General features: G+C 61.5%; 18 protein-coding genes and 12 pseudogenes. 16 read left to right on the top strand and 14 right to left on the bottom strand.

The window, feature by feature from the left end; genetic code table 11:
• Positions 1-542: 542 nt before the first annotated feature.
• A pseudogene (locus MKK75_RS30635) lies at positions 543-737 on the top strand (IS256 family transposase); the annotation flags it as partial.
• 189 nt (positions 738-926) lie between these two features.
• Here the strand turns inward: MKK75_RS30635 and MKK75_RS30630 are convergent.
• Positions 927-1,715: a hypothetical protein gene (locus MKK75_RS30630; RefSeq protein ID WP_244046248.1), complete on the bottom strand. Its 789-nt coding sequence runs from the start codon at positions 1,713-1,715 to the stop codon at positions 927-929.
• A 967-nt stretch (positions 1,716-2,682) separates the two neighbouring features.
• Between MKK75_RS30630 and MKK75_RS30625 the strand changes: the two genes are divergently transcribed.
• Positions 2,683-3,279 carry an NUDIX domain-containing protein gene (locus tag MKK75_RS30625; RefSeq protein WP_244046247.1) on the top strand — a complete coding sequence of 199 codons (597 nt, stop codon included), beginning with the start codon at positions 2,683-2,685 and terminating at the stop codon, positions 3,277-3,279.
• A gap of 21 nt (positions 3,280-3,300) precedes the next feature.
• Here the strand turns inward: MKK75_RS30625 and MKK75_RS30620 are convergent, their stop codons facing one another.
• Complete coding sequence (locus MKK75_RS30620; RefSeq protein WP_244046246.1) at positions 3,301-3,786, bottom strand: hypothetical protein; 486 nt, start codon at positions 3,784-3,786, stop codon at positions 3,301-3,303.
• A 512-nt stretch (positions 3,787-4,298) separates the two neighbouring features.
• On the opposite strand from MKK75_RS30620, the gene MKK75_RS30615 reads away from it, so the two are divergent.
• The 6 genes and pseudogenes from MKK75_RS30615 to MKK75_RS30590 all read left to right on the top strand — a co-directional run bounded on the left by MKK75_RS30615 (position 4,299) and on the right by MKK75_RS30590 (position 9,188).
• Entirely contained in the window at positions 4,299-5,726 is a 1,428-nt protein-coding gene (locus MKK75_RS30615) for a hypothetical protein (protein WP_244046245.1), read from the top strand.
• A gap of 52 nt (positions 5,727-5,778) precedes the next feature.
• Positions 5,779-5,880: pseudogene (locus tag MKK75_RS30610) on the top strand (IS5/IS1182 family transposase); the annotation flags it as partial.
• A 12-nt stretch (positions 5,881-5,892) separates the two neighbouring features.
• A pseudogene (locus MKK75_RS30605) lies at positions 5,893-6,009 on the top strand (transposase); the annotation flags it as partial.
• A pseudogene (tnpC, locus tag MKK75_RS30600) lies at positions 5,973-6,975 on the top strand (IS66 family transposase); the annotation flags it as partial. The pseudogenes MKK75_RS30605 and tnpC, both read left to right, overlap by 37 nt.
• Positions 6,976-7,309: 334 nt before the next feature.
• Positions 7,310-8,269, top strand: coding sequence for an FkbM family methyltransferase (locus MKK75_RS30595; RefSeq protein WP_244046244.1), 960 nt, complete (start codon positions 7,310-7,312; stop codon positions 8,267-8,269).
• A gap of 190 nt (positions 8,270-8,459) precedes the next feature.
• Positions 8,460-9,188 (top strand): FkbM family methyltransferase, encoded by a 729-nt coding sequence (locus MKK75_RS30590; RefSeq protein ID WP_244046243.1) that lies wholly within the window; start codon positions 8,460-8,462, stop codon positions 9,186-9,188.
• Between the two features lie 119 nt (positions 9,189-9,307).
• On the opposite strand, the gene MKK75_RS30585 is transcribed toward MKK75_RS30590, so the two are convergent.
• Positions 9,308-9,496, bottom strand: a complete 189-nt coding sequence (locus MKK75_RS30585; RefSeq protein ID WP_244046242.1) for a hypothetical protein — start codon at positions 9,494-9,496, stop codon at positions 9,308-9,310.
• Positions 9,497-9,575: 79 nt separating this feature from the next.
• Between MKK75_RS30585 and MKK75_RS30580 the strand changes: the two genes are divergently transcribed.
• Together MKK75_RS30580 and MKK75_RS30575 are read left to right on the top strand one after the other, a co-directional pair.
• The gene (locus tag MKK75_RS30580; RefSeq protein WP_244046241.1) at positions 9,576-9,773 is read left to right on the top strand and encodes a hypothetical protein; all 198 of its coding nucleotides are present in this window, start codon (positions 9,576-9,578) and stop codon (positions 9,771-9,773) included.
• A gap of 223 nt (positions 9,774-9,996) precedes the next feature.
• Positions 9,997-10,497, top strand: a pseudogene (locus MKK75_RS30575) (transposase); the annotation flags it as partial.
• A gap of 227 nt (positions 10,498-10,724) precedes the next feature.
• On the opposite strand, the gene MKK75_RS30570 reads toward MKK75_RS30575, so the two are convergent.
• Both MKK75_RS30570 and MKK75_RS30565 read right to left on the bottom strand, forming a co-directional pair.
• Positions 10,725-11,240, bottom strand: a complete 516-nt coding sequence (locus MKK75_RS30570) for a transposase (protein ID WP_244046240.1) — start codon at positions 11,238-11,240, stop codon at positions 10,725-10,727.
• A 53-nt stretch (positions 11,241-11,293) separates the two neighbouring features.
• A pseudogene (locus tag MKK75_RS30565) lies at positions 11,294-11,767 on the bottom strand (IS5 family transposase); the annotation flags it as partial.
• A gap of 74 nt (positions 11,768-11,841) precedes the next feature.
• Here MKK75_RS30565 and MKK75_RS30560 point away from each other — a divergent pair.
• A pseudogene (locus MKK75_RS30560) lies at positions 11,842-12,465 on the top strand (IS110 family transposase); the annotation flags it as partial.
• Between the two features lie 98 nt (positions 12,466-12,563).
• Here the strand turns inward: MKK75_RS30560 and MKK75_RS30555 are convergent.
• Positions 12,564-12,905, bottom strand: a pseudogene (locus MKK75_RS30555) (transposase); the annotation flags it as partial.
• Between the two features lie 116 nt (positions 12,906-13,021).
• Between MKK75_RS30555 and MKK75_RS30550 the strand changes: the two are divergent.
• Positions 13,022-13,336 carry a hypothetical protein gene (locus MKK75_RS30550; RefSeq protein WP_244046239.1) on the top strand — a complete coding sequence of 105 codons (315 nt, stop codon included), beginning with the start codon at positions 13,022-13,024 and terminating at the stop codon, positions 13,334-13,336.
• Between the two features lie 218 nt (positions 13,337-13,554).
• Here MKK75_RS30550 and MKK75_RS30545 read toward each other — a convergent pair.
• From MKK75_RS30545 to MKK75_RS36495, 3 genes and pseudogenes are all read right to left on the bottom strand, one after another.
• Positions 13,555-14,676 (bottom strand): annotated as a pseudogene (locus MKK75_RS30545) (ISL3 family transposase); the annotation flags it as partial.
• 12 nt (positions 14,677-14,688) lie between these two features.
• Entirely contained in the window at positions 14,689-14,850 is a 162-nt protein-coding gene (locus MKK75_RS30540; protein WP_244046237.1) for a hypothetical protein, read from the bottom strand.
• Between the two features lie 93 nt (positions 14,851-14,943).
• Positions 14,944-15,054 (bottom strand): annotated as a pseudogene (locus tag MKK75_RS36495) (transposase family protein); the annotation flags it as partial.
• 38 nt (positions 15,055-15,092) lie between these two features.
• Between MKK75_RS36495 and MKK75_RS36490 the strand changes: the two are divergent.
• Positions 15,093-15,371 carry a transposase gene (locus MKK75_RS36490; RefSeq protein WP_409567634.1) on the top strand — a complete coding sequence of 93 codons (279 nt, stop codon included), beginning with the start codon at positions 15,093-15,095 and terminating at the stop codon, positions 15,369-15,371.
• Positions 15,372-15,389: 18 nt separating this feature from the next.
• Complete coding sequence (locus MKK75_RS30535) at positions 15,390-15,788, top strand: hypothetical protein (protein WP_244046236.1); 399 nt, start codon at positions 15,390-15,392, stop codon at positions 15,786-15,788.
• 499 nt (positions 15,789-16,287) lie between these two features.
• On the opposite strand, the gene MKK75_RS30530 is transcribed toward MKK75_RS30535, so the two are convergent.
• Complete coding sequence (locus MKK75_RS30530) at positions 16,288-16,443, bottom strand: hypothetical protein (protein ID WP_244046235.1); 156 nt, start codon at positions 16,441-16,443, stop codon at positions 16,288-16,290.
• Between the two features lie 135 nt (positions 16,444-16,578).
• Positions 16,579-16,830: a hypothetical protein gene (locus MKK75_RS30525; RefSeq protein ID WP_244046234.1), complete on the bottom strand. Its 252-nt coding sequence runs from the start codon at positions 16,828-16,830 to the stop codon at positions 16,579-16,581.
• Between the two features lie 211 nt (positions 16,831-17,041).
• Between MKK75_RS30525 and MKK75_RS30520 the strand changes: the two are divergent.
• Positions 17,042-18,271, top strand: a pseudogene (locus tag MKK75_RS30520) (IS3 family transposase).
• Positions 18,272-18,352: 81 nt separating this feature from the next.
• On the opposite strand, the pseudogene MKK75_RS30515 reads toward MKK75_RS30520, so the two are convergent.
• From MKK75_RS30515 to MKK75_RS30505, 3 genes and pseudogenes are all read right to left on the bottom strand, one after another.
• Positions 18,353-19,110: pseudogene (locus tag MKK75_RS30515) on the bottom strand (IS5 family transposase).
• A 189-nt stretch (positions 19,111-19,299) separates the two neighbouring features.
• A complete protein-coding gene (locus tag MKK75_RS30510) occupies positions 19,300-20,115 on the bottom strand; it encodes a glucosyl hydrolase (RefSeq protein WP_244046233.1) in 816 nt (271 codons plus the stop codon).
• A 151-nt stretch (positions 20,116-20,266) separates the two neighbouring features.
• Complete coding sequence (locus tag MKK75_RS30505; RefSeq protein WP_244046232.1) at positions 20,267-21,025, bottom strand: TylF/MycF/NovP-related O-methyltransferase; 759 nt, start codon at positions 21,023-21,025, stop codon at positions 20,267-20,269.
• Positions 21,026-21,253: 228 nt separating this feature from the next.
• On the opposite strand from MKK75_RS30505, the gene MKK75_RS30500 reads away from it, so the two are divergent.
• Positions 21,254-21,707, top strand: a 454-nt coding sequence (locus MKK75_RS30500; protein WP_244046231.1) for a transposase, incomplete at its 3' end; no start/stop codon positions are given.

Here is a 21,707-nt window from a genome sequence, read left to right as displayed (position 1 = left end):
ACCGGGGACACAGCGTTTCAACGGACGTATACGTCAGCTGATTTTCGCCGAGAACGCGCGCTTTTCTTGCCGTGCAAAAAATCTTTCAGGGTGATCCTAAATTTCCTGTGTCATAATTTACGCTGCTATTTCGCCAATTTTCGGCGCATTTGCGCGACTCGATGTTGCAATCTTGAGCAGTGCCTACGTAAGAAAGTTATTCCTGGTTAGGCTCGGCAGTCATCGTGAGGTTACACATTCGCACCGACGTTCGATGAAAATTTCGGGGGTGCTATCAGTTTTATGTCAAGGTTGCGTCGAAACAGAAACCCTGAAGTGCAAGGGACTCTAATTTGTCTGAAGATGCTCAATTCCGCCTTCGCCGGGAAAATGGAGAACGGGCACATCGAACCCGTTCGATGGAACCTTCGCATGGTCGAGCCGCACACGCCCTCTCCGATCTGGGGGCGTCGTGGTCCACAACTTGAGGAACGGGTGTCGGCCGCCGATGTGGATCTCCGACCGCTACATGGCCCGACAGAGTCGGTCCGCGGAGCGCCAGAATGGCTCGACGCAAAATGTCCCGCATACCTGACGCGATCCTGGACCAGCTGCTGGCCGGTGCTGATCCGAAATCGGCGTTCGAGGCCGATGGCCTGCTGGACGATCCGAAAAAGACTCTGGACGAGTGGGCGCTCAACGCTGAAATGGACCATCTTCTGGCGGGCGAGGACGCCGACAACAGCCGCAACGGCTACAGAAATGGTCTGGCGGTTCAACGGGCGGGTACAGCGTGAGGCGCTGGGCATCACGCTCTACAATCACGAAGACCTTGGACGCTGCTCTGCGGCTTCGATGTCGCCTACAACGGTCGCCGTCAGCGTGTCCCGACGGGCCGCTCACCTGAGTAGGTCCAGCGCGAGCGGCTGAAGGCGAAACACGAGCACCTACACCTCAACCACTCTCGGCGCGTATGCCGCCCCCCAGGTCCGAACGGCCATAAACATCCGCTCAACTGGTCCCGCCTCCATGTAGGCGCGGGTCTGATTGTCACGAATGAGCAAGTTGGCCTGGTCGCCTTGCCGAAACGAATCACTCTCCGTCCATTGCTGGGGTGTGTAGCCTCGGCCATCGGCTCCCACGATTAAGCAGGTCAGGCCCATCTGCAGCATCCGCCGTGTTAGCCCATTCGGACCACTTTCGGCGAAGAAGGCGTCAAGTTTGTCTTTGAAATTGTACGATCCAAGAATCTCAGAGGCATGAATGCGGCGAAGTGCGAACGCATTTGAGCGCAGATGCGGGTTGGGAAATGCAGGGAACAACCTGTTGATGTGACTCAGACTCTCATATGATCCCGTGGCTCCAACCATGCCGACTCCAGGCTGACAGAGATTGCTGACAAGTTTGCGCACCCAGTTCGGTGAGGCAATCTCGGTGTTAGTGTTAAGAAAGCATACAACTTCCTCAGTAATAGTATGTAGCGCATCCGCATAGGCGCCTAGATCGAAGCTCGTATCGTCGGTATCGATCGCCTTAAAACTCAAACCGTCGAAGGTCATTTCAGCGGAAGTCCGGGTGGACTCATCGGAAAAGCCTTTAAAAATAACATAGAGCGTATGTTCCATGCCCGCTGAGTGAGCGCGGTAGGACTGAGCGAACTGCTGGAATCGCTCGATGTAATCACTATTGACGCCGCGAGCTAGGTAGGCAACGGCAACACTGCAAGTATTCGTCATCGTCGCACCCTAAGCTTTAATTTGGTTCATCATCTAGGTGGATTCTCTTTTTTTGTAAAAATCTACTCGGCTTTTTAGTTATTTTCTGATCCTTACAGCTTGGCACGGCTCTTTGGCTTTACGGAGCGACCAACAACTCGGAGAAACGGAAAATATCAGGCGGAAAGGCGGCCACCTCGCTCCTAGCAGCGAGGTGGCCGCCATCGGCGGTGCAGCTGTCGGTAGGTGCTGAAGGTACGTGATTGCCAGACCAAAATAACAACTACGACAGAGGCACAGCCGCCGCAACTCGCTTGGTAGCCTGACCTCCTGTACATCGACGTCGGCACCGGCGCCTCGCCCGCCCCCGCCTTCGGATCGGGCACGCTCGCGCCGAAATACCAGTTTGACGGCGCGGTCGACGCGGCGAACGGCCAGTACACCTTCGACGCGCAGGGGATGGTCGGCTGTCTGAGCAACGGCTCGGCGGCCGTGCGCTGCAACTGCGTCTATGTCGGCTAGGCGGTATCCCTTCGATGAAAACCGCCTTGCGGAGGTGATGCACGGCCGTTGAGAACAGTGCGTATGGACAGCCATACGTACAGTGCACGGCGGTTTCAGCGCCTCGAAGTCGTCGAGACCGATCGGCGTCGGCGTTGGTCGGCGCCGACGCCGACCAGTCACCGCGGGCAGCCTTCGGCACGCTGATGGTCAGCGCGTTGGTCAGACCAGTGACCGGATCCGCGGTCCAGGTGATCGAACCGTCTGCGCTGTCGATCTCGGCGGCGGGCGCCCCGCCGAACTGGTCCGTCATCGTCACGGAGCCGGGAGCCGGTCAGGTTCAGTGCGGGCTTGAGCGGGACGACAAGCGACCAGTCTGCCGTGTCGATGAGGGTGACGGCCATGGATCAGACCTCGTGAAGCGCGAGCGTGCGGACGGGGGAGCGCGACGGCGCCCGGTGAGCTACTGACGAGTTCGGAGGTGCCGATGACCGACGAGACGAACCCTTGGACGACGCTGGGAACGCGCCGCCTCGTGGAGGACCGCTACTTCGCCTACGACACTGATACAGTCCGCCACCGCTCGGGACACGAGCACACGCACGTGGCGCTCCGCTCGCAGGTGGCCGGGATCGCGGTGCTGCCCATCGACGCCGAAGGCCGGACCCGCCTCGTGGGGCAGTACCGGTACGTGCTCAACCGCTTCACCTGGGAGCTGGTGCGCGGCTCGGGACCGCGAGGCTCGGACATGCTCGAGGCGGCGCAGCGTGAACTGTCCGAGGAGACTGGCCTTGGGGCTGAGCGCTGGCTCGAACTCTTCAGGCTGGACGCCTCGCCGGGCATCAGCAACGAAGTCGCAGCGTGCTTCGTCGCCTGGGGACTGACGAGCGTCGCATCGACCCCTGACCCGCAGGAGAGCCTGTCCTGCCGCTCAGTCCCCTTCGCTGAGGCGGTCGCGGCCGCACTGTCGGGCGCAATCACGGACTCACCGAGCGTGGCGCTCATACTGGCGCTGGCCGCCCGCGCGAGCGCGGGCACGGTGCCGGACGATCTCGCCCAGTTGCTTCGCGGTCCGGGCGGCTGAGATCAGGAAGCGGTGCCCTCCTCAGCGGTGCTGCCGCTCGACCACGGCGCGCCAGCGCCAGTTGGCGTTGGTCAACTTGTTGTTCGCCGCCGACTGCAGCGCGGCAATCAGGATGAGACCACGTATTGCCTCACTCAGGAATGCTCCCGGGCTGATCGGTCGTTGCCTCACACCGATGCTCCCGATGGCCGGGTCGTGGACGCCGGCATCCCTGGAGGGCCGAGCACCAAGCTGGTGGCGAGCTCGGTCCGCCAGAACTGCGGCGCCGCCCGCATTGCCCCGCACGCGACGGGGTCGAGCATCCAAAGGGATCTCCTGCAGGCGTGCGGGTGACACGTCCACGGGCGTGCAGCGCACGGCCGTACCTGCTGCGCGCCCGATCACCTCGTGAAGGCGAACCGCACGCCCGGCCCACGGATGCCACCCGTAGACGACGACACCGTCGTCGCCAGACCCGGTACTATGGGTCTTGTGCTTGAGAGGTTGTACGATCGGCAACGCATTCATTCGGCACTCGGCTATCTCACGCCCGAGCAAGCCGAGGGGACCACGAACTGATCTCCCTGTGTCCGCGAAATCAGGGGAGGATCACTTTGACGGCTGCCGTCGTCGTGGCTGTCGCCGGAGGGCCGCTGATGCTAGCCATCCACCTTATCGCCGCTCAAAGACACGCCTATGGCGGCCGGAGTGACCGGGAAAGTCGCAAAGCCGACGGTCGGGTCTCGGCCGACAGTCCCATGGCGGCTCACCACTTTGAGCCGAAGTTGCCACACGGCCGACGAACGGCCGCCTCGGAGAGGTACCGACCGCGATTCAGGCGCCCGGGTTGGCTGGTAGGCGGCCGGTCAGCTTTCCGGGTCGGCCGTCTTCAAATCAGATAAGCCGCTTCCGGCCAGGATCGGTTTTAAGCCTAGCGTTGGGCGCTTCAACATGGCAGGTCCCGCAGGGACGCCCCGAAAGGGTGTAGATACGGAACACCGATTGGGAGCCTCGAGGGCTCGACTCAGCGTCAAATCTTGTTGGACACCACACCGACTTATCCATCAGAAAACGGCTTAGTGATGCGCAAAATACAAGTTTTCACTGGAGGTCCTAATAATAGTTTCTTTTTGACTCCTGCGGCTTTCCAGGGGTTGAAGAGAGACTTGATAGATTACGTTTATTCTATTGACAAGGTGGACCCTTCTCGTACCTGCCTATTACCTATACCTGCCATCCATCCCAGCCGCTTGCGACCCGAGGGAAACGAAGCCGGCCTGGTTTTCAGGCTTATTGAGGAGGGTGCGCTGACTTACATGGCTGCACCAAACATGAAGCTCTGCCTGGATGCCGCAGGCGAAGGTTTCCCACTCGATCCAGTCGCCTTAAATCACAGCGCTGAGCGCATCGCATCGTATGGGCTAACAGCTGATCGCGTTTTATACCTGACGAGCGATCTTACAGCGGCGCAACGATACGCAACTTGGTGCAATAGCAACAAACAGAAACCCGCGTTTACACCTATTTCATTCGACGTCCAATTATATTATTACGCGGCCGAATTGTCCAAAGACCAGACTGCAATTCAAAGATTGTATTACCGCAGCCTTTTGCTTGCAAACAGTAAGGCGACCAGGCCCAAAAAATATTTATCGCTTAACCGTTTGTCCAGGCACACCCGGCTGGCGATCCCCCTGGCATTACTTTCGATGGGCGCCCTGAAGGACGGGCATCTCTCGTTTCATGGTAGAGTTGCCAAGGAAACCGAGCACAACACAACGGATTGGTCTGACGACGACGTGATCAAGGATTGGTTTCGATATCTCCGCTTCGACGACGCAACGATATCCCGCTTCCAGGAACTTGAGAGTTTGGCTCCAATCGTGCTCGATGGAGAAACGGATCAGCCGAAGATGGCGTACGGCGGATTCGATACTAGATATTACACCGAGTCATATTTCAGTATTGTTACAGAATCAACATTTGACAACGCTATGTCAGAACTAAGGATGACAGAGAAATCCTGGAAGCCAATTGCGCACTGTCACCCTTTTTTGATGGTCGCGAATGCTGGGACACTGCAGCAAATTCGCGCCAAGGGATTTATGACATTCCACCCATTTATTGATGAGAGTTACGACCTGATAGATGACCCAAGTGAAAGATTTCAACTCATTCGCAGCGAATTATCAAAATTATGCTCGCTCAGCCACGAACGACTAGCCGAGCTATATGCAGAATTATGGCCCCGGATATTACATAATTTTAGCCTGTTCCATTTTGGGGCCGGTGAATTGCTCTGCAATGAGAAGCTATTCGACATTGATGCGGCCCTGACTGCGATGAGATCTTTGAACCAGACGCCGAAAGTCGGCACACCCTCGCTGCGGCGGGGGGCGGACCAAGAACATTCGCTAATCGGGCTGGTCGAGCACGTCTGGCGAAGCGCGCGTCGCATTTTGGGCTGAAGCGAGATGTCATCGTACCTTAGCGTGTATTATAAATTTCTGCGCGAGCGCGTTCGGCCGTCTCAAGAACTCGCAGTCCGTCGCGACCCGCTTTGATCGCTTGTCCTGCAACCATCTCGCAGCCGTCGCACTCGCCGCATGTGTCCTTGCATAGACCTGAATGAGCATCGTCGCGTTCAATGCGACCGCGCTGGTCGCGGCCGTCGGCGACGTGAGGACCTTCGTCCGCGGGCGCGATCTGATGGCCTGGCTCGGCCTCGTGTGCAGATCGAGAAGCTGCGGCGCGAGCTGTACGGCACGCGCTCGGAGCGCACGGTGCGGCTCATCGACCAGATGAAACTCGAACTGGAAAAGCTGGAGGCGACCGCCACGGAACAGGCGGCCGCCGCCGAGGCTGCCCTGGCGCGCATGCTGGGAGCGGCCTACCGCCCCCAGCATGCGCGCGCAAACCGTTCCCGGCCCATCTCCCGCGCGGGCGGATCCTCATCTCAGTGCCGGAGCTCTGCCCCGGCTGCGGATCGGCGAAGCTGTCGAAGCTCGGTGAGGATATCACCGAGACGCTGGAGGTGATCTCGCCGACCTGGAAGGTGATCCAGACCGTGCGCGAGCGCTTCTCGTGCCGGGCCTGCGAGACGATCACGCAGCCGCCCGCACCCTTCCATGTCACGCCGAGCGGCTTTGCCTGGCCTCACCTCCTGGCGACGATCCTGTTCGAGAAGTTCGGCCAGCATCAACCGCTGAACCGCCAGAGCGAGCGCTTCGCTCGCGAAGGGATCGCGCTGTCGGTCTCGACGCTGGCCGATTAGGTCAGTGCCTGCGCGGCGGCGCTCGCGCCCCTGCATGCGCTGATCGCGGCGCATGTTCTGGCGGCCGGGCGGCTCCACGACGACGATACCACGGTGCCGATCCTGGCCAGGGGCCGGACGGTCACCGGCCGGATCCGGACCTATGTCCATGACGACCACTCCTTCGGCGGCCGGACCCGCCGGCAGCGCTGTTCTACGCCTCACGCGACCGGGCCGGAGAGCACCCTGAGGCTCATCTGCGCGGTTGCAGCGGGATCCTGCAGGCGGATGCCTACAGCAGCTACAACCGCCTCTACGATCCCACGCGCCCGCAAGGAATGATCCGCCCGGCATTCTGCTGGGCGCATGCCTGCCGCGGGTTCTTCGTGCCCGCTGACGTCGCGGCCAAGGCACGGCGGGGCAAGACAGCTGCGGCGATCTCACCGATCGCGCTGGAGGCGATCCTGCCGAGCGAAGAAAACCTGCTCTTCCAGCTGATTAACGGTTAGCCTGAGAGTGGGCCCGATGATCCTGACCAACAGCGCGCGAAGCCCTGTTGCGCCTGCGCACCAGATCGGATGTATGAGCACTTGTCAGATTGCTCCGGCGGCGAGCCGGCGCAGTTACCGAAGGCTCTTTCGTTGCCCGCGCTACGCCTGCCCAACGTACTAGAACCCTGTCGTTCAGGCACACACAACTGCCTGCTAATCGCTTACTCGTGCTGGTATCAGAAGCAAAGTACGTAGGCCAATCTTATGGAAAATTTTCCGCAAAGCTATTGTTCGTAAGGAGAAAAAGATGCTTTTTTGGAAATCGAAACGACCGTCAAGCAATAAAGAACACGGAGTTGGCAGGCCTTCAATCCTGACAAAGGCCGACGACAATTTAGCATCGAAGAATAGCGATGCCGATATGGAGCTGCCGCTGAAGGCGGCCGATTCGGATTTCGATGGGAGGTTTCGTGAGATTATCTCCGATCCAATAAATATTCTCATAGATCGAGTGCCAAAAGCCGGCTGTGTTTCCGGTGAATTGGTAATGTTACACAATGGCTTGCAAGTTCCAATAGGCAATTCGCATGCTTACGCCGGGGATTTCAGTCGTATCTTAATTTATAACAGGGGTGTGCATGAGCCGCTGGAGGAGTTTGTTTTTCAGGAAGTTCTAAAGCTTATGCCAAACGCACCAATTATGCTGGAATTAGGATCTTACTGGGCGCATTACTCAATGTGGCTAAAAATACGGAGGCAAAGCGCATGTTTGATCATGGTAGAGCCCGAAACAATTTACCTAGAGGTTGGACGTAGTAACTTTGCGCGGAATGACCTAGCTGGCGAATTTATCCAAGACTTCGTTGATGTTGGCCGATTCGAGGTCGACAAGTTTTTCCGCTCAAGGGCTTTCAAGTACCTAGATATACTGCACGTCGACATCCAGGGATTTGAAGAAGAAATGCTTGTGGGCGCAGAAGATACCTTAAAGAGACATTTGGTAGACCATATATTTATATCGACACACAGTCAGAAAAAACATCTGCATGTAGCCGATCAACTAAAGCGCTTAGGCTACAGATTGGAGATTTCCAGTGATTTTGACTCTCATTCAACATCGAATGACGGCTTTATATATGCGAGCAATCCCGCAAATCGGCCAACTTTTCCGAATTTCAGGCCACTTGGCCGCACCGAAATAGTGGCGAGCAGCTCAAAGGAAATCTTGAGGAACATGATCGCTGTCAATCAATATACTAATTCGTGAGCAATGGAAGCCGCATGAGGAATATAACAGGTTGCCTCGGACGCTCCGTATCCTACGCTCAACCAGTGGGCCGAAAGGTGCCGCTCAGGCAACTCTCACGTTCTGGACATAACCAGACCGTATGAATATGGATTGGGCGAACTCCGAGCGCTCACCCGTCAACGAAGCTACAGGTCGACTAAGGCACCTCATGTCGCTGCAACCCATCCTAGAAGCCGCCAGACTGATCAGAGAAGAAGCTGGACGATTGTCGGTTTTCGATCAGGATGAGCAGGAATTCATGGCCTGTGTAATGCGGAACCTTAATCGGTCCAATGCGCAGCTGTTCCAAGACGTTTGGGTACTCTTTGAGACGGGGTTCAAATCAGGCGGATATTTTGTAGAGTTCGGGGCATGCGATGGCGTCAGTCATAGCAATACACTCATGCTAGAAAAACTCTACGGATGGTCAGGGATACTTGCAGAGCCAGCACATGTTTGGATAAATGACTTGGTTTTTAATAGATCATGCCACATAGATAGGAGATGTGTGTTTAAGGAATCCGGCAAAAAGTTGATTTTCAATCAGGTTCCCGGTACTTATGCCACGCTTTCGACAATTGATGAATTCTCGGACCGTGATACTTGGGCCGAGGACCGGAAGTTGGGTAAGAGGTATGAGGTTGAGACGATATCTCTAGCAGATCTACTTCGTGCACATAACGCCCCTTATGACATCGATTATCTTAGCGTTGATACCGAAGGCAGCGAACTTGACATACTAAGCGTTTTTGATTTTACGATGTATAATATTAAATGCATTAGTGTAGAGCACAACAGGACTATTTATAGAGATGAAATATTCAAGTTTCTCGGCTCGAAGGGTTATAGACGCAAGTTCACCCGTTTGAGCAATTGGGACGACTGGTATATCAAATAGCGGTTTTCGTGATACGGGACTGATCTAAAGTCAAAATGTATCGGCTTCCGGTCCGGCCTCTCAAGATGACAGTAAGGTGCCCGTGGTGATCCAGTGTGCTTATTGCTGACCCGGTTCCCCTAATTGCGGATGGGCACCCCGCCGAGGCTGTAATCGCCGTCCGGCATACCGGCAGCCGCCACCGCATCCGGGACGCAGAAGAGGCCGGGAAGCGTCCGCGAGGCAGTGCGCAGCGCGCCCGGGTGCACGTGGATGAAATCGGCGATGATCTGCGCGCTCGGCGCATGCGCCAGAGCGACCCCGACCATCCCGGCTCCAGGCCCTGCAGCGGGCTCATCGCGTTGTAGACTAACCGATCGGCTGGCACCGCGGCCGGTCTGCACCCGGATGCCGGCCTCCCTCGCCAGAGTGGTCAGGAGAACTGCGCCTGGAAGCTATCAGGGCCAGTTCGACGCCAGTTGGACTGCGACCCTGCCGGGTATCGGCACGACCATGGTGACCCACAACCTCGATGTGCAGCCGGCCCGGCGCGTAGTCATCGCCGAGTGCACGACGGCGGATGCCGGCTACGCGGTCGGCGACTAGATCAGCAACGAGGGTGGCCTCGCCTCAACCTCTTCCAGCGCACCAATCCGGACGGGGCTCGCAACAACGTGCAACACTCTATCGATCGTGACCAACACCGGCGCGGCGTGCGCTGTAGCGCGGCGATCTGGATGAGATGTCGCGTTGCATCGCCTGAAATGCTCCCCGAAGTTGGGGGTTGCCTCATCGCTGCCTCCACCGCAGCTTGGCGGTGGAGGCAGCGATGAGGCGAGTGAGCATGGCAACGCGCGATGAACTGCTGGCTGCCGTGGCGCAGCGCTACCGCAGCAGCGCACGCACGGACAGGGCGCACATCCTCGACGAGTTTGCTGCGGTGACCGGCTATCATCGCAAGCACGCCATGCGGCTTCTGCGGACTTCCCCATCCCAGCCCGTGGCGGCGCGTCAGCGCCGCCGGCTGTACGACGAGGCGGTTCGTGCGGCGCTGATCCTGTTGTGGGAGGCCTCTGACCGGATCTGCGGCAAAAGACTGAAGGCTTTCATCCCGACGCTGGTGCCCGCGATGGAGCGGCACGGCCACCTCATCCTCGCACCTGAGATCTTGGCTGCCCTGCTGTCGATCAGTGCCGCGACGATCGGCCGGGCCCTGCGGCTGCAGCGTGAGGACACGTCATCGGGAGGCCGCCGGCGTGGGGCCGCCTCCGCCATCCGGCGCGCGATCCCGGTGCGGACCTTCGCCGACTGGGGTGACCCGCCACCCGGCTTAGCATTACAGTTGCGTTTTAGAGCGCTTTCGCTTGCTGTTTGTTGCGCTGGGCTTACGCCGTCGACGTCCCCTGTCGGCTGATGCGCGGCGTTTGATATGGAAATTTCGGGCAGCCGCCTGATGCGCCCGTCGCCAGAGCGACCATGCGATGACGTGAGCGGGCTGGATGCGCCGCTGCGCCAGCCGCACTACGATGCGGCGGATCTCCTGCACCGACCAGCGGATCAGCGCGCGGGCAGTCTCGGTCGCGCCCGTCTTTTTGGGGGCGGCGCGTTGGCGTGATGGCGGGTCACAGCCAGCAGGGCGAAGGCCATCATCACCAAGCTGACGTGCCGGTGCCAGCCGTGCCAGGAACGGGTCTCGTTGTGAGCGAGCCCAAGTTCGGTCTTGGCCGTTTCGAACGCATCCTCGATCGCCCAACGCTGGCCCTCGACCGCCGCCAGGGTCTCCAGGGCATAGTCTCGCACGACATCGCGCAGGGCGTCGGCATCCCAGCGTCCGCGACCGAGCACCGCTTTCTGACGCCAGGGCCCGGGATCGCCGGCAGCTTCCGCCCGCATCCAACCCGTCTTGCGTCGTTCCGCGCCGAGCAGTCCGTCGAGGAATGCTCCTGCCGAGGCCGCCACCCGCTCTTGCGTGAACAGCGGGCGCATGCGCCCCTTCACCTCCCGCAGCGAAGAGGCCCAGAGTTCCAGCGTCGCCTCGATCGAGGCTCCCGGCGTCCATGATGCGCGAATCATGGTGCCACAGAGAGTCAGAACCTCGCAAAAAAGCAACTGTAATGTTAGGGCCTCTAACAAAACCAGCGTTCGATGAAGCGCCAGACGATGAGGGCTGCGGTCAGGGTGGAGAAGGCGAGGTGGATGTCGGTCCGTCGCTCGTAGCGGATGGCGAGGCGGCGGAACTGGGCGAACCAGGCCAGCGTGCGCTCCACGACCCACCTGTGCCGGCCCAGACGTTGGCTGCTCTCGATGCCGCGACGGGCGATGCGGTGCTGGATGCGACGGCGGGTGAGAGCCTGACGACAGCGGCGGTGATCGTAGGCCTTGTCGGCGTGCAACCGGGACGGGCGTTTGCGCGGTCGTCCCCAGCACTGGCGGATCGGCGGCACAGCATCCACCACCGCCTCGAGCATCCGGCTGTCGTGCACGTTGGCGCCCGTCAGCTTCAGCGCGAGCGGGATACCCTTCCCATCGGTGAGGACGTGGCGTTTCGTGCCCGGCTTGCCCCGGTCGGTCGGGTTCGGGCCTGACGCCAGCCCCCCTTTATGGATGGCCCGCCCCTCACCGGGCTACGCTGCTAGGCTTGCAGGGTAGCCGAGATGAGGAAGGAAGCAGGACGATGACGATCGCGGTTCTTGGGATCGATCTGGGCAAGAACAGCTGCAGCCTCGTCGGGCTGGACGCGGCGGGGCGGGTCGTGCTGCGCCGACGCATGCGGCGCGAGGGGGTGATCGCCTTCGGCGCGAAGCTGCCGGGGTGCGTCGTGGCGATGGAGGCCTGCTGTGGCGCCCATCACATAGGCCGCGCCCTGGCCAAGCAAGGCCACACCATCCGATTGATGTCGCCGGAGTATGTGCGCCCCTACGTCAAGGCGCAGAAGAACGACGACCGCGACGCCGAGGCCATCGCCGAAGCGGCCACACGCCCGACGATGCGCTTCGTGGCACTCAAGTCCGAGGCGCAGCTCGACGTGCAGACTCTGCACCGGGTACGCGACCAGCTCGTAGGCGAGCGCACGGCGCTGACCAACCAGATCCGCTCCGTCCTGCTGGAGCGTGGCCACGTCGTGGCGCAGGGGCGCGCCAAGCTCACCGCTTGCCTGGCCGCGTTGCCGGACACGGACGCGGGCGCATCGCTCACACCGCGCATGCGAACCCTCATGGCCGAGGTGCGTGAACGCTGGCAGGATCTCGACCGGCGCATCGCCGCGCTCGACGCCGACCCCTTTATGAGGCCCAGGACGCGCGGATCTCCATCTTGGCCAACGGCTCGCCGGAAGGCCGGATACGTTTATGCAGACTGCACAGACCAGCGGATCCGAGCCACTTGCGGACGGGGCGGGCCATACGTTTTTGCAGCGATGGAGGGGCTGTCGAGGGAGGCGCGGCTGAAGTCGATGCCGTTCCGGCGTCCGAGCCGGTCGAGCAGCGTCTGTTGCAGGCGTTCCCAAACCCCGGCCTTCTGCCAATCGCGCAGGCGCCGCCAGCAGGTCATGCCGGAGCCACAGCCCATCTCGCGCGGAAGCAACTCCCACGGCGTGCCCGAGCGGAGCACGAACAGGATGCCCGTCAGCGCCGCGCGGTCAGATCTTCGCGGGCGACCGCCCTTCGGCTTGGCTGGCTCAGGCAGCAGCAGCGGTGCGATCTCAGCCCACAGGCCATCGGGAAGGAGGGGTCTCGCCATCTCATCTCAACGCGCCGCCATCGGTTTTGTTAGACGCTCTTAGTCGAGGCCGATCTGGTCGCGCATTCCGGCTCGAGCGCGAGCGGCGCCTTCGTGGAGACGCTGGTGCTGACCGGATGGTGGGCTACCGGCGCTTGGAAGGCGTGGCAGCGGCAAAGGAACTGGCCCGTCTCTACGCCACGGTGCGGCTATTCGTGAATGTGTTCCAGCCGTCCTTCAAGTTGGCGGATAAGGAACGCGATGGCACGCGGGTGCGCAAGCGTTACCATGCGCCGCGCGCACCCCGCGATCAGTTGATGGCCGACCCGCGCGCCTCAGCCGAAGTTCGGGCGAAGGTCGAGGCCGTGCGCAACGAGCTTGATCCGGTTCGCCTGCTGGCGGAGATCCGGGGTAAGCGCTGTCTGGGCGGCACCTTCCGGCAGGCGGTGTGAAGGCGACATACGGAGCGGAATGGGAGCTCCGTCATATGTCGATGTCAAGGCGTATGGCTATGTCGGAGCCGATCCGGCGCCTGGAGCTGTTCACCGGGGCGGCCCGACGGCGGACGTGGTCGGATGAGGAAAACGCCGCCATCGTCGCCGAGAGTGATGGGTGTCAACGGGCGCCGAAGTCTGGTTCTTCCGCATTTCGTGTGGCGCGGAATGCCAAGTCAGGTCGCGGTGAGGGCGCGCTGGCGTAACAGCGCGAAGCCCGCGCGGCCGAACATCGTGCGCTTGAGCATCTTCAGCCTGCCGATCTGCCCCTCCACCGGACTCGTCGACCAAGGCGTCGTGATCGCGCCGCGTAACGCGTCCCTGTCGCGCTCGAGGCCGGCGGCGAACTTTGCCAGCGGTGTCGCGGCGGCCGCCGCGAACCAAGCCTCCAGGCTCTCGCCCAAGCGCCGTCGCACGAGGTCGGTAAAGCGCGTCGCGACGGCCACGCTCTTCGCCAGATCGGGCGCCTCCAGCCGCAGGCGATCGAGGAAGCGGCGATCGTCCGCAACGAGTGTGTTCGGGTCCGCCTGCAGAAGCCACGCCCTCCAGTTGATCGACGGAGGCCGCCATCGCGGCGCGCTTGTCGAGGCCGGCGTGGCGTCCATCACGTCCGTGCTCGCGCGACGCCGCTTCATCGCCCAATCCCGCACCAACCGCGGACAGATGTCGGCCCCCGCGTGGATCAGCCCGCGAGCGAGCTCGGCGGCGTTGCGGCAGCCGGCCTGCCAGCGCGCCTCAAGATGATCGCGGTAAGGGTCGAGGATCGTCGGCACGGTGCGGCGTCGCCGCCAGGAAGGCGGCGCGTCGTGGCGCAGCCAGACCCGCACCGTCTTGCGATCGAGATCCAGAGCGCGAGCCATGCCGGCCACCGAGGCGCCGGCCTCGGACAGCCGTTTGAGCTCGGCGTACCAAGCCCGACGCTGCGCGTGCGTCGCCCGCTTCCGAACCTCGATCGCCGTCGGCGGCCGGGCGGCTTCCTTCGCAGCATGCGCTGCTTCGACTTCCTGATCGATGCGCGCACGAGCGACGGCGCGGATCACGCTATGATGATGGGCGACGATCGCGCGCAAGGCGACGCTGAGGTTACGCAGCAGGTGAAAACGATCGAGGGCGTGCTGGGCTTGCGGCGCGCCCACGCGGGCGCCCTCGGCGAAGACGTCAGCGCGGTCGCGAGCGATGACCTCGATGCCCGGATGGTCGCGCAGCCACGCGGCGACGCTCCCGGCGTCACGGTCGGGCAGGAGATCGAGGACGGTATGACGTTCGAGGTCGACGACCATAGTGCCGTAGCTGCGCCCGCGCCGCCAGGCCTACTCGTCGATGCCGACGATGCGGGGCTCGGGCTGCGTCGGCAGAGGCGCCGCACGCACGAGGCGCAGGAGGGTATCGCCACTTACCGGCATCGCGAGACGATGCGCCATACGGGCGGCGGGTGCACCACCGAGGGCGAGACCAAGTTGACGCTGGAGCACGCGCAGCCGCTCGGATCGGCGGGCGTGAGCGACGGCGACGTCACCGACGCTCTCGCTGAATGTCCGCCGCGGACAGGCTGGGTTCGCACAGCGGAAGCGTCGCAGCCGGAGGCGCAGGCGGACGGACCGGCCCTGCCAAGGCAAATCGGCGAGGGTGCGCTCGCAGTGACCGTGCTGGCGACCCGCGGACGATCGACAGCTGGGACAGCACGTCGGCCCCGGACGGGGTACGACGCGCTACAATGAGCGAGTCGGTCGCCGGCTCGATGCCGATGACACTGAGGCCATTGGGCACGAGGGGCAGGATACGGCGGGGCATGGCGTCCTCCGGAAAGCCGATCACCGGAGATGGGGCACGTCACGCTGGCCGGCACACTTCGCCAGACGAAATGCGGAAGAACCAGTATTCAACGCCCGCTGACAATGGGCCGGGCACCTCGATCAGCGCGGTGGCACGCCGGCATGGATTGAGCGCCTCGCAGCTGTTCACGTGGCGCCGCCTGGTGCGTCACGCTGGGTAGCACGACGGCGAGCGCCCATTGCAGTTCGTGCCGGCCGTTCTGAGTGTGGGCCCGCAGGAGCCGACGTCTGCCGAGCTGAGCCCGGAGATGGGAGAGCGATGCGGCGGCCACAGCATCGAAGTCGAGATCGCAGGCGCCACGGTCCGCATCACTCAGGGCACGAGCGCGGCTCAGACCGCGGCGGTGATCCAGGCGCTGAAGGCTTGCCCATATACATACTGGATCGGTAACTTCGACCCAGCTGTCAAAGCTGATGTCCATCTAATCAAGGTTCACGACAGTGCAGAAGTCGAGAAATTTTCATCAGGCAGAATTTTTACATCATTTAGGGACATCCGCGCGGTCGTTGCTTCACAATCCCGCATGGGCTGGCTGGACATCAATGATGTTGATAAATTGTCGAATAGATTAGACTAATACATTTCGCATCTTAGCGCTATCGAGAAAATAGCTAATCATTCGATGAAATATGAGGATATAGTGATAGATCTTGCAGCAATAATCTCACGGAACGCCAAGCATCTGGAAATCAATTTAACTGCTGATCAGGTGCATGACGTCAAAAGATTGGTTGATGGCTTAAGAAACCCCAACTCGGAAGGCGGCAAAATATTATATGACCCCATCACGTTGCTTCACCTATAACATATAGGCCCGACAGGTCGATCGATCGACGATCAGCCTCCTAAGCATACAATAGATTTCATCAACAAAAAGTGCGGTCAGTGGCTCCGTTAAAGGGATTACTTGTAAATTGCACGAAAAGGCTTGCATCGGCGGACCGTGCGGGCTTCTCAGACTCAGCGTTCTGGGGGGAAGTGTGCTAAACCTGTAGCTGTAAGTACCGCGAGCTCGGGCAAAGAAAAACCCGACACCGCGGACCGAGCGGGTTTGCTGAACAATCAGGCGAGGAGCGTCAGAATAGCGCGATCAACGCACGAATTCCGCTAGCTTGATCCTCGTAGCAGTGCCCGTTGCCGATCATCACGCCGTTCGCGTCCGTGATGTACCAACCGCTGTGAACGGGGCTGTCCGGCTTCTCGTGGAAGTCGATGTACGTGACCTTCAGCATGCGGCGGACCCTCGGTTTGCGTGTGAGGGGACAATCGGTCTGGGTGATCGGTCGTTCCGACAGCTGAGCTTGTGCGCGCGAAAAAGCCCGCCGCGGCGTACCGGGCGGGTTATTGTTCAGAAGCTCAAGCGAGCGCTACGGATTGTTCTTCTTCGAGTCCGCAAGGGCCTCGTTGAACGCGTCCTGCGCCATCCGCTCGAATTCCGCCCCGCTGACCTGATCCCAAGGCACGTCGCGCTTGCTGATAGAGCCGCCCTTTTTCGCCGACGCAGCCAAGCGGATTCCCGTTTTGGTCACGATGACCTGACCTTCGACGCCCTGTTGGGTCGCGGTGTCGTGCACCCGCTCTGCAACGTTACACAGCGCATCAGTATCCACGTTGGCCATAGGGTTCCTCCAAATTCGGGAGGCTCTAGGTAGTAAGCTTCAATTGGTATGCAACCCCAGCGAGTGTCGGAAAAAGCCTCGCGCGGCGGTGCCGGTGGGGCTGTGGATCGCGAACCGACTCAGGGGAAGGAGGCCGCTGAACCGCACCCCGTTTTGACCGGACAGGCGGCATAGCTCACGAAGGCATAGGCGTTGGCCTATGGGTAAGGCTATGTCATCCGATCCAACCATCCCGCCGGTGCATGGCGAGATCCTGACCGGCGTTCAGCGTCGACGGCGCTGGTCCACACCACCGAGAAGATCCGCCTCGTCGAGGAGAGCCAGCGGCCCGGCTCGTCCGTGTCGTTCGTCGCCCGTCGCTACGGCCTCTCGCCCAGCCTGCTGTTCTCGTGGAAGCGGCGCATGCTGGAGGGCGGCCATCAGGCCGTGCACGCCGACGAGGAGGTCGTTGGAACCAGCCGGGTTCGCGAACTGGAGCGGCGCGTGCGCGACCTCGAACGCCTGCTCGGGCGCAAGACTATGGAGGTCGAGATCCTGAAGGAGGCGCTCGACCTCGCGCGCACAAAAAAACCGACCTCGCCGCTCAGCTCCTGGGGCGACCGAGACGGGCGGTTCGCGGTGAAAGCAGTCGCCGACACGCTCGGTGTAGCCCGCTCCCACCTGGCCGAGCGCCTGAGTCAACCTGTTCGGCCGCGCGGCCTCTACCACAAGCCCGAGGATGCGCGTCTGCTGCCGACGATCCGCGCGATCGTCGATGCCCGCCCGAGCTACGGCTACCGCCGCGTCACCGCACTGGTGAACCGGGCCCTGCGCTCGCGCGGCGAAGCGAGCGTCAATGCCAAGCGGGTGCTGCGCATCCTGCAGGCGAACGGGCTCACCCTCGCGCCGCACACCGCCCGTCGTCCCGGCCGCACCCACGACGGCACCGTGGTGGCGTTGCGTTCGAACGTGCGCTGGTGCTCGGATCACCTCGAACTGCGCTGCCGGGACGACGCGGTCGTCCGCGTGCTGTTTGCTATCGACGCTTGCGACCGCGAGATCATGGCGTGGTCGGCGACCACGACAGGCGGTCTCGGCCGAGATGGTCTGCGACCTGATGATCGCTTGCTGTGAGCGCCGGTTCGGCGCGACGAAGACCCCGCACCCGGTCGAATGGCTGTCCGACAACGGCTCCGCTTACATCGCCAAGGAGACTACTCAGACGGCCGCAGCGCTCGGCCTACGGTTGCTGTTCACCCCGGTGCGTTCGCCGCAGAGCAACGGCATCGCAGAGGCGTTCGTGAAGACGCTCAAGCGCGACTATGCCCGCCTCGCCATCTTGGCCGACGCCGAGACCGTGATGCGGCTTCTGCCGGCTTGGTTCGAAGACTACAACACCTTCCACCCGCACTCCGGCCTGCGCATGCTCTCGCCCCGAGAGTACCTCAGCCGGACTGCCTAAACCCGCCCCGCTGCCTGTCCGGTCAAACAGGGTGCACTCCAGCCGCCGATCGCGAACTTCGGTGCTGCCTAGGTCGCGGACTCATAAGGCACGCAGCCAGACACGCAGGGCTGCGAGTTTGACGCTTGTCAGGAAGTTGTCGGGATCCTTGTCGTAGCGCGTGGCGACGGCTCGGAAGTGCTTGATCTTGCTGAAGAAGCGCTCAACCAGGTTGCGGTACTTGTACAGGAACGGGCTGAAGGCCAGCACCTGCTTGCGGTTGGGCATCGGCCTCACGTTTGCCCACGCCCCCTGCTCGGCCATCTGTGCTCGCAGCGCGTCACTGTCGTAGGCCCGGTCACCCAGCAGGATCTGACCTGCACCCAACCCGCCCAGCATGTCGGCCGCCGAACGCCCGTCATGCGCTTGGCCTTCCGTGATCTTGAGGGCCACGGGACGGCCCTCGGCATCCACCAGCGCGTGGATCTTGCTCGTCAGGCCGCCGCGCGAGCGACCCATGCCACCGGATCGGCCGTCTTTTTTTGGGCGCAGGCGGCGTGCTGGTGCACCCGCACGCTGGTGGCGTCGATCATCTGCAGGTCGCCCTCGTAAGCCTTTGACACGGCGTCCAGAAGCCGATCCCAGATGCCGCGCTTGCGCCAGCGTCGAAAGCGGTTGCCGCAGGTCGTATGCGGGCCGTAGCGCGCCGGGATGTCGGCCCAGGGTGCGCCCGTGCGCAGCCGCCAGAAGATGCCGTTGAGCACCCGCCGGTCATCCACGCGCTCCTTGCCGCGCACGTCCGTCGGCAACAGCGGCTCGATCACCGCCCACTCCGCATCCGTCAGGTCAAACCGCGCCATCCAAGTCCCTCCTGCTCAGAGGGCTAACAGCGCCGCACCTCAACCGTGCCAGCCGTTATGGGTTCGCGACCTAGAGCCGACAGCGGAAGCCGGTCAGGATGCCCTGGCCTGGATAGCAGTCGATAAAGAACCGCTGAAGACGGAGCCGTGCGGACAGTACCGACTAAAGCCTCGCGACGATGTTGAGCATTAATTCTGCTCCAAAGTTGCGATGCCGATGCCTGATGCGCCCATCCCGTTGCCGCCATAAACGCAATAGGTTCGCTTTGGCGTCTCACAAACGACGGGGTAGCACACGCTTTCGCCGTCCCAAGCCTCTGGTCCCGGCACCAGGCCCAAGCGCTCATCACAGCGCTCCCAGTGCACGCCATCTGCTGACCAGGCGAATCCCGAGCCATATCGCTTGTCGAGTGTATCGAAGGAGAAACGCATTTCGTAGGAACCGTCAAAGCGACGCGTCACGCGAGGTCTTCCAATCCGATACTCCCCATCGCCAGGCATCAGGCATACAGGGCCATCATCGCGCGACAGCGTAACGCCGTCGTGGCTGGTCGTAGTCCTGATATGGTAGCGAGGATACGATTTCCCATCGATAATTTGCCATCCGTGACCCACGGCATACCAGATGCGGAACGTCTCATCTTCCTGCAGAACCGTATGGATAGCGCAGATATGCGGCCTGTTCTCGCCGCGATCCATGATCGGCGTCACTCGCTTGCGCTGGAACGTGTTCCCGCCGTCCCGAGAAACTGCAAGTCCGGCAAACGCCAAGAATTTAATCTTTGACGCGTGCTGAAAACCAACGTAATACATCCAATACTCAGAATTTACCTCGATTATATCGCCCAATATGACCCCGTTGTCATCGAACATTCCAGGATCGCCGATATCTAAGACAGGTTCGCGACTCGCAGCGATAACATTGCACGGATCACTTTCATCGACGTCGACGTAACCAATGCGGCTGACACCCTGCGCGTCGCGGAATCCACCGTAGATCCTCATGCGCCCGTCTTGGCGAGCTACGGGTTGTGGCGTGAGGACGCCAGCGCTCTCCAAAGCCCAGGTCGCACGCATGCGCGGCCAGACTTGAATGCTTCCTCGCTTATGCCAATGCCCATTCACCGCGATTGCATCCCTCGAATCATTTCATCGCTCAATCGATGGTCATGTACGTCCGGTCAGGAAGAAAGCGCGACTTACGGATGCGACCAGCGCGGAGACCCAACGTTTCAATGAGCGCGATCGTCTCTCCAGGATAATCCGCATCGTTCAACTCATCGAAGGCAATGACACTGCCGCGGATAAGGCGATTCTTGATGTTTTGTAGGCATAGCTTCGTGGGCTCGTAGATCGCGAAGTCGAAGTATGCCAGCGCGACGATGGTCTGCGGATTTTCTTGGAAGTATTTCGGCACAGTTTCGGCAACGTCTCCCGGCCGGATGGAGCACTTCTTAACCTGGCTCGCCGCCCTGTTCTCGTGCTCATGGAAGTCCAAGACGGCTTCGAGATGCGACGTGTATGCGTCGCTGACCGAGTAGTTGCCTTGCCGGATGACGTCCGACGGCTTGTCGCGCTCGTTGAGGGTCTGATAGCCCTGGAACGTGTCGAACCCGACGATCCGCCGGCTGTGATTGTAGGGCTCGTGAATGGCGCGCAAGTTCTCGAACACTGCGAGTGCTTGCCCCCACCAGCAGCCGAACTCAATGATGGCGCCGGGGATATCGACAATCTCCCGGTAGAGTTCGTCCAGCAGTAGAATTTTAGCGAGGGGGCCGCTCCGCAGATACAGACCCAAATTGGTCAGCACCTGCTCAGGCGGCAGCGGTGAGTTGCCATACAGATCAAGGAGGCGTTGCCGGTTCTCTGCCACTGAACTCGGGGTCCGCGAGTGCGGCGAGAATGTTGCCGTCATGAAAGGCTCCAGCGGGCGACCTGCCTGCGCCCGCTGCACCCCGCACCGGACTTGCCGGCTCGCTATCGCATGGCAGCGCTCACCCGACAATTGGACGACAGGACAGAGCGCTGCGCACATGACGAGAGGCGCCTTGGCCGAGATAGGTGCAGGCACCAAAAAGCCGCCTCGGCCTGCGGCGGTCGCCTGCGCCGGATCGGCGAGGACGTAACGGAGAGCCTCGACTACGTGCAGGGCCTCTTCAAGGTGGTGCGGCACCTGCGCGAGGCCTTCTCCTGCCGGTCCTGCGAGACCGTGATGCAGGCTCCCGCGCCCTACCACGCCATCGCGCGCGGCCGTGCCGGCTCCGGGCTGCTCGCGCATATCGCCGTGGCGAAGTTCGACGATCACCTGCCCCTGTATCGACAGGCCGAGATCTATGCGCGGGACGGCGTCACGTTGCAGACCTCGACGCTGTCCGCCTGGATGGGCGCCACGGCCGCCCCGCTGTGTCCGCGGGTCGACCCCCTGCGCTCGGAGTGTAGCGCCGGGTCGTACGTCCTGCCCGGTGATGATACGACGGTTCCACTCCTTGCGCACGGGGCGGGGAAGACGAGAAGTTGCCGGCTCTGGGCGCATTTGCGCGTCGAGCGCCCCCTGCGCGGGGTGCTTCCGCCGGCTGCGTCGTTCTGCGCCTCTCCGG

Source organism: Methylobacterium sp. J-030 (assembly GCF_022829545.1).
Classification (GTDB): domain Bacteria; phylum Pseudomonadota; class Alphaproteobacteria; order Rhizobiales; family Beijerinckiaceae; genus Methylobacterium.
The sequence above is the reverse complement of the archived record's forward strand: the minus strand, read 5'-3'. Positions and strand labels throughout refer to the sequence as shown.

What these genes read in the sequence shown, in the direction of transcription:
- MKK75_RS30630 (WP_244046248.1), bottom strand. Translation starts at nt 1,715, where the DNA reads ATGACGAATACTTGCAGTGTTGCCGTTGCCTACCTAGCTCGCGGCGTC.
- MKK75_RS30625 (WP_244046247.1), top strand. Translation starts at nt 2,683, where the DNA reads ATGACCGACGAGACGAACCCTTGGACGACGCTGGGAACGCGCCGCCTC.
- MKK75_RS30620 (WP_244046246.1), bottom strand. Translation starts at nt 3,786, where the DNA reads ATGAATGCGTTGCCGATCGTACAACCTCTCAAGCACAAGACCCATAGT.
- MKK75_RS30595 (WP_244046244.1), top strand. Translation starts at nt 7,310, where the DNA reads ATGCTTTTTTGGAAATCGAAACGACCGTCAAGCAATAAAGAACACGGA.
- MKK75_RS30590 (WP_244046243.1), top strand. Translation starts at nt 8,460, where the DNA reads ATGTCGCTGCAACCCATCCTAGAAGCCGCCAGACTGATCAGAGAAGAA.
- MKK75_RS30585 (WP_244046242.1), bottom strand. Translation starts at nt 9,496, where the DNA reads ATGGTCGGGGTCGCTCTGGCGCATGCGCCGAGCGCGCAGATCATCGCC.
- MKK75_RS30580 (WP_244046241.1), top strand. Translation starts at nt 9,576, where the DNA reads ATGCCGGCCTCCCTCGCCAGAGTGGTCAGGAGAACTGCGCCTGGAAGC.
- MKK75_RS30570 (WP_244046240.1), bottom strand. Translation starts at nt 11,240, where the DNA reads ATGATTCGCGCATCATGGACGCCGGGAGCCTCGATCGAGGCGACGCTG.
- MKK75_RS30550 (WP_244046239.1), top strand. Translation starts at nt 13,022, where the DNA reads ATGGTGGGCTACCGGCGCTTGGAAGGCGTGGCAGCGGCAAAGGAACTG.
- MKK75_RS36490 (WP_409567634.1), top strand. Translation starts at nt 15,093, where the DNA reads ATGAGCGAGTCGGTCGCCGGCTCGATGCCGATGACACTGAGGCCATTG.
- MKK75_RS30530 (WP_244046235.1), bottom strand. Translation starts at nt 16,443, where the DNA reads ATGCTGAAGGTCACGTACATCGACTTCCACGAGAAGCCGGACAGCCCC.
- MKK75_RS30525 (WP_244046234.1), bottom strand. Translation starts at nt 16,830, where the DNA reads ATGGCCAACGTGGATACTGATGCGCTGTGTAACGTTGCAGAGCGGGTG.
- MKK75_RS30510 (WP_244046233.1), bottom strand. Translation starts at nt 20,115, where the DNA reads ATGAGGATCTACGGTGGATTCCGCGACGCGCAGGGTGTCAGCCGCATT.
- MKK75_RS30505 (WP_244046232.1), bottom strand. Translation starts at nt 21,025, where the DNA reads ATGACGGCAACATTCTCGCCGCACTCGCGGACCCCGAGTTCAGTGGCA.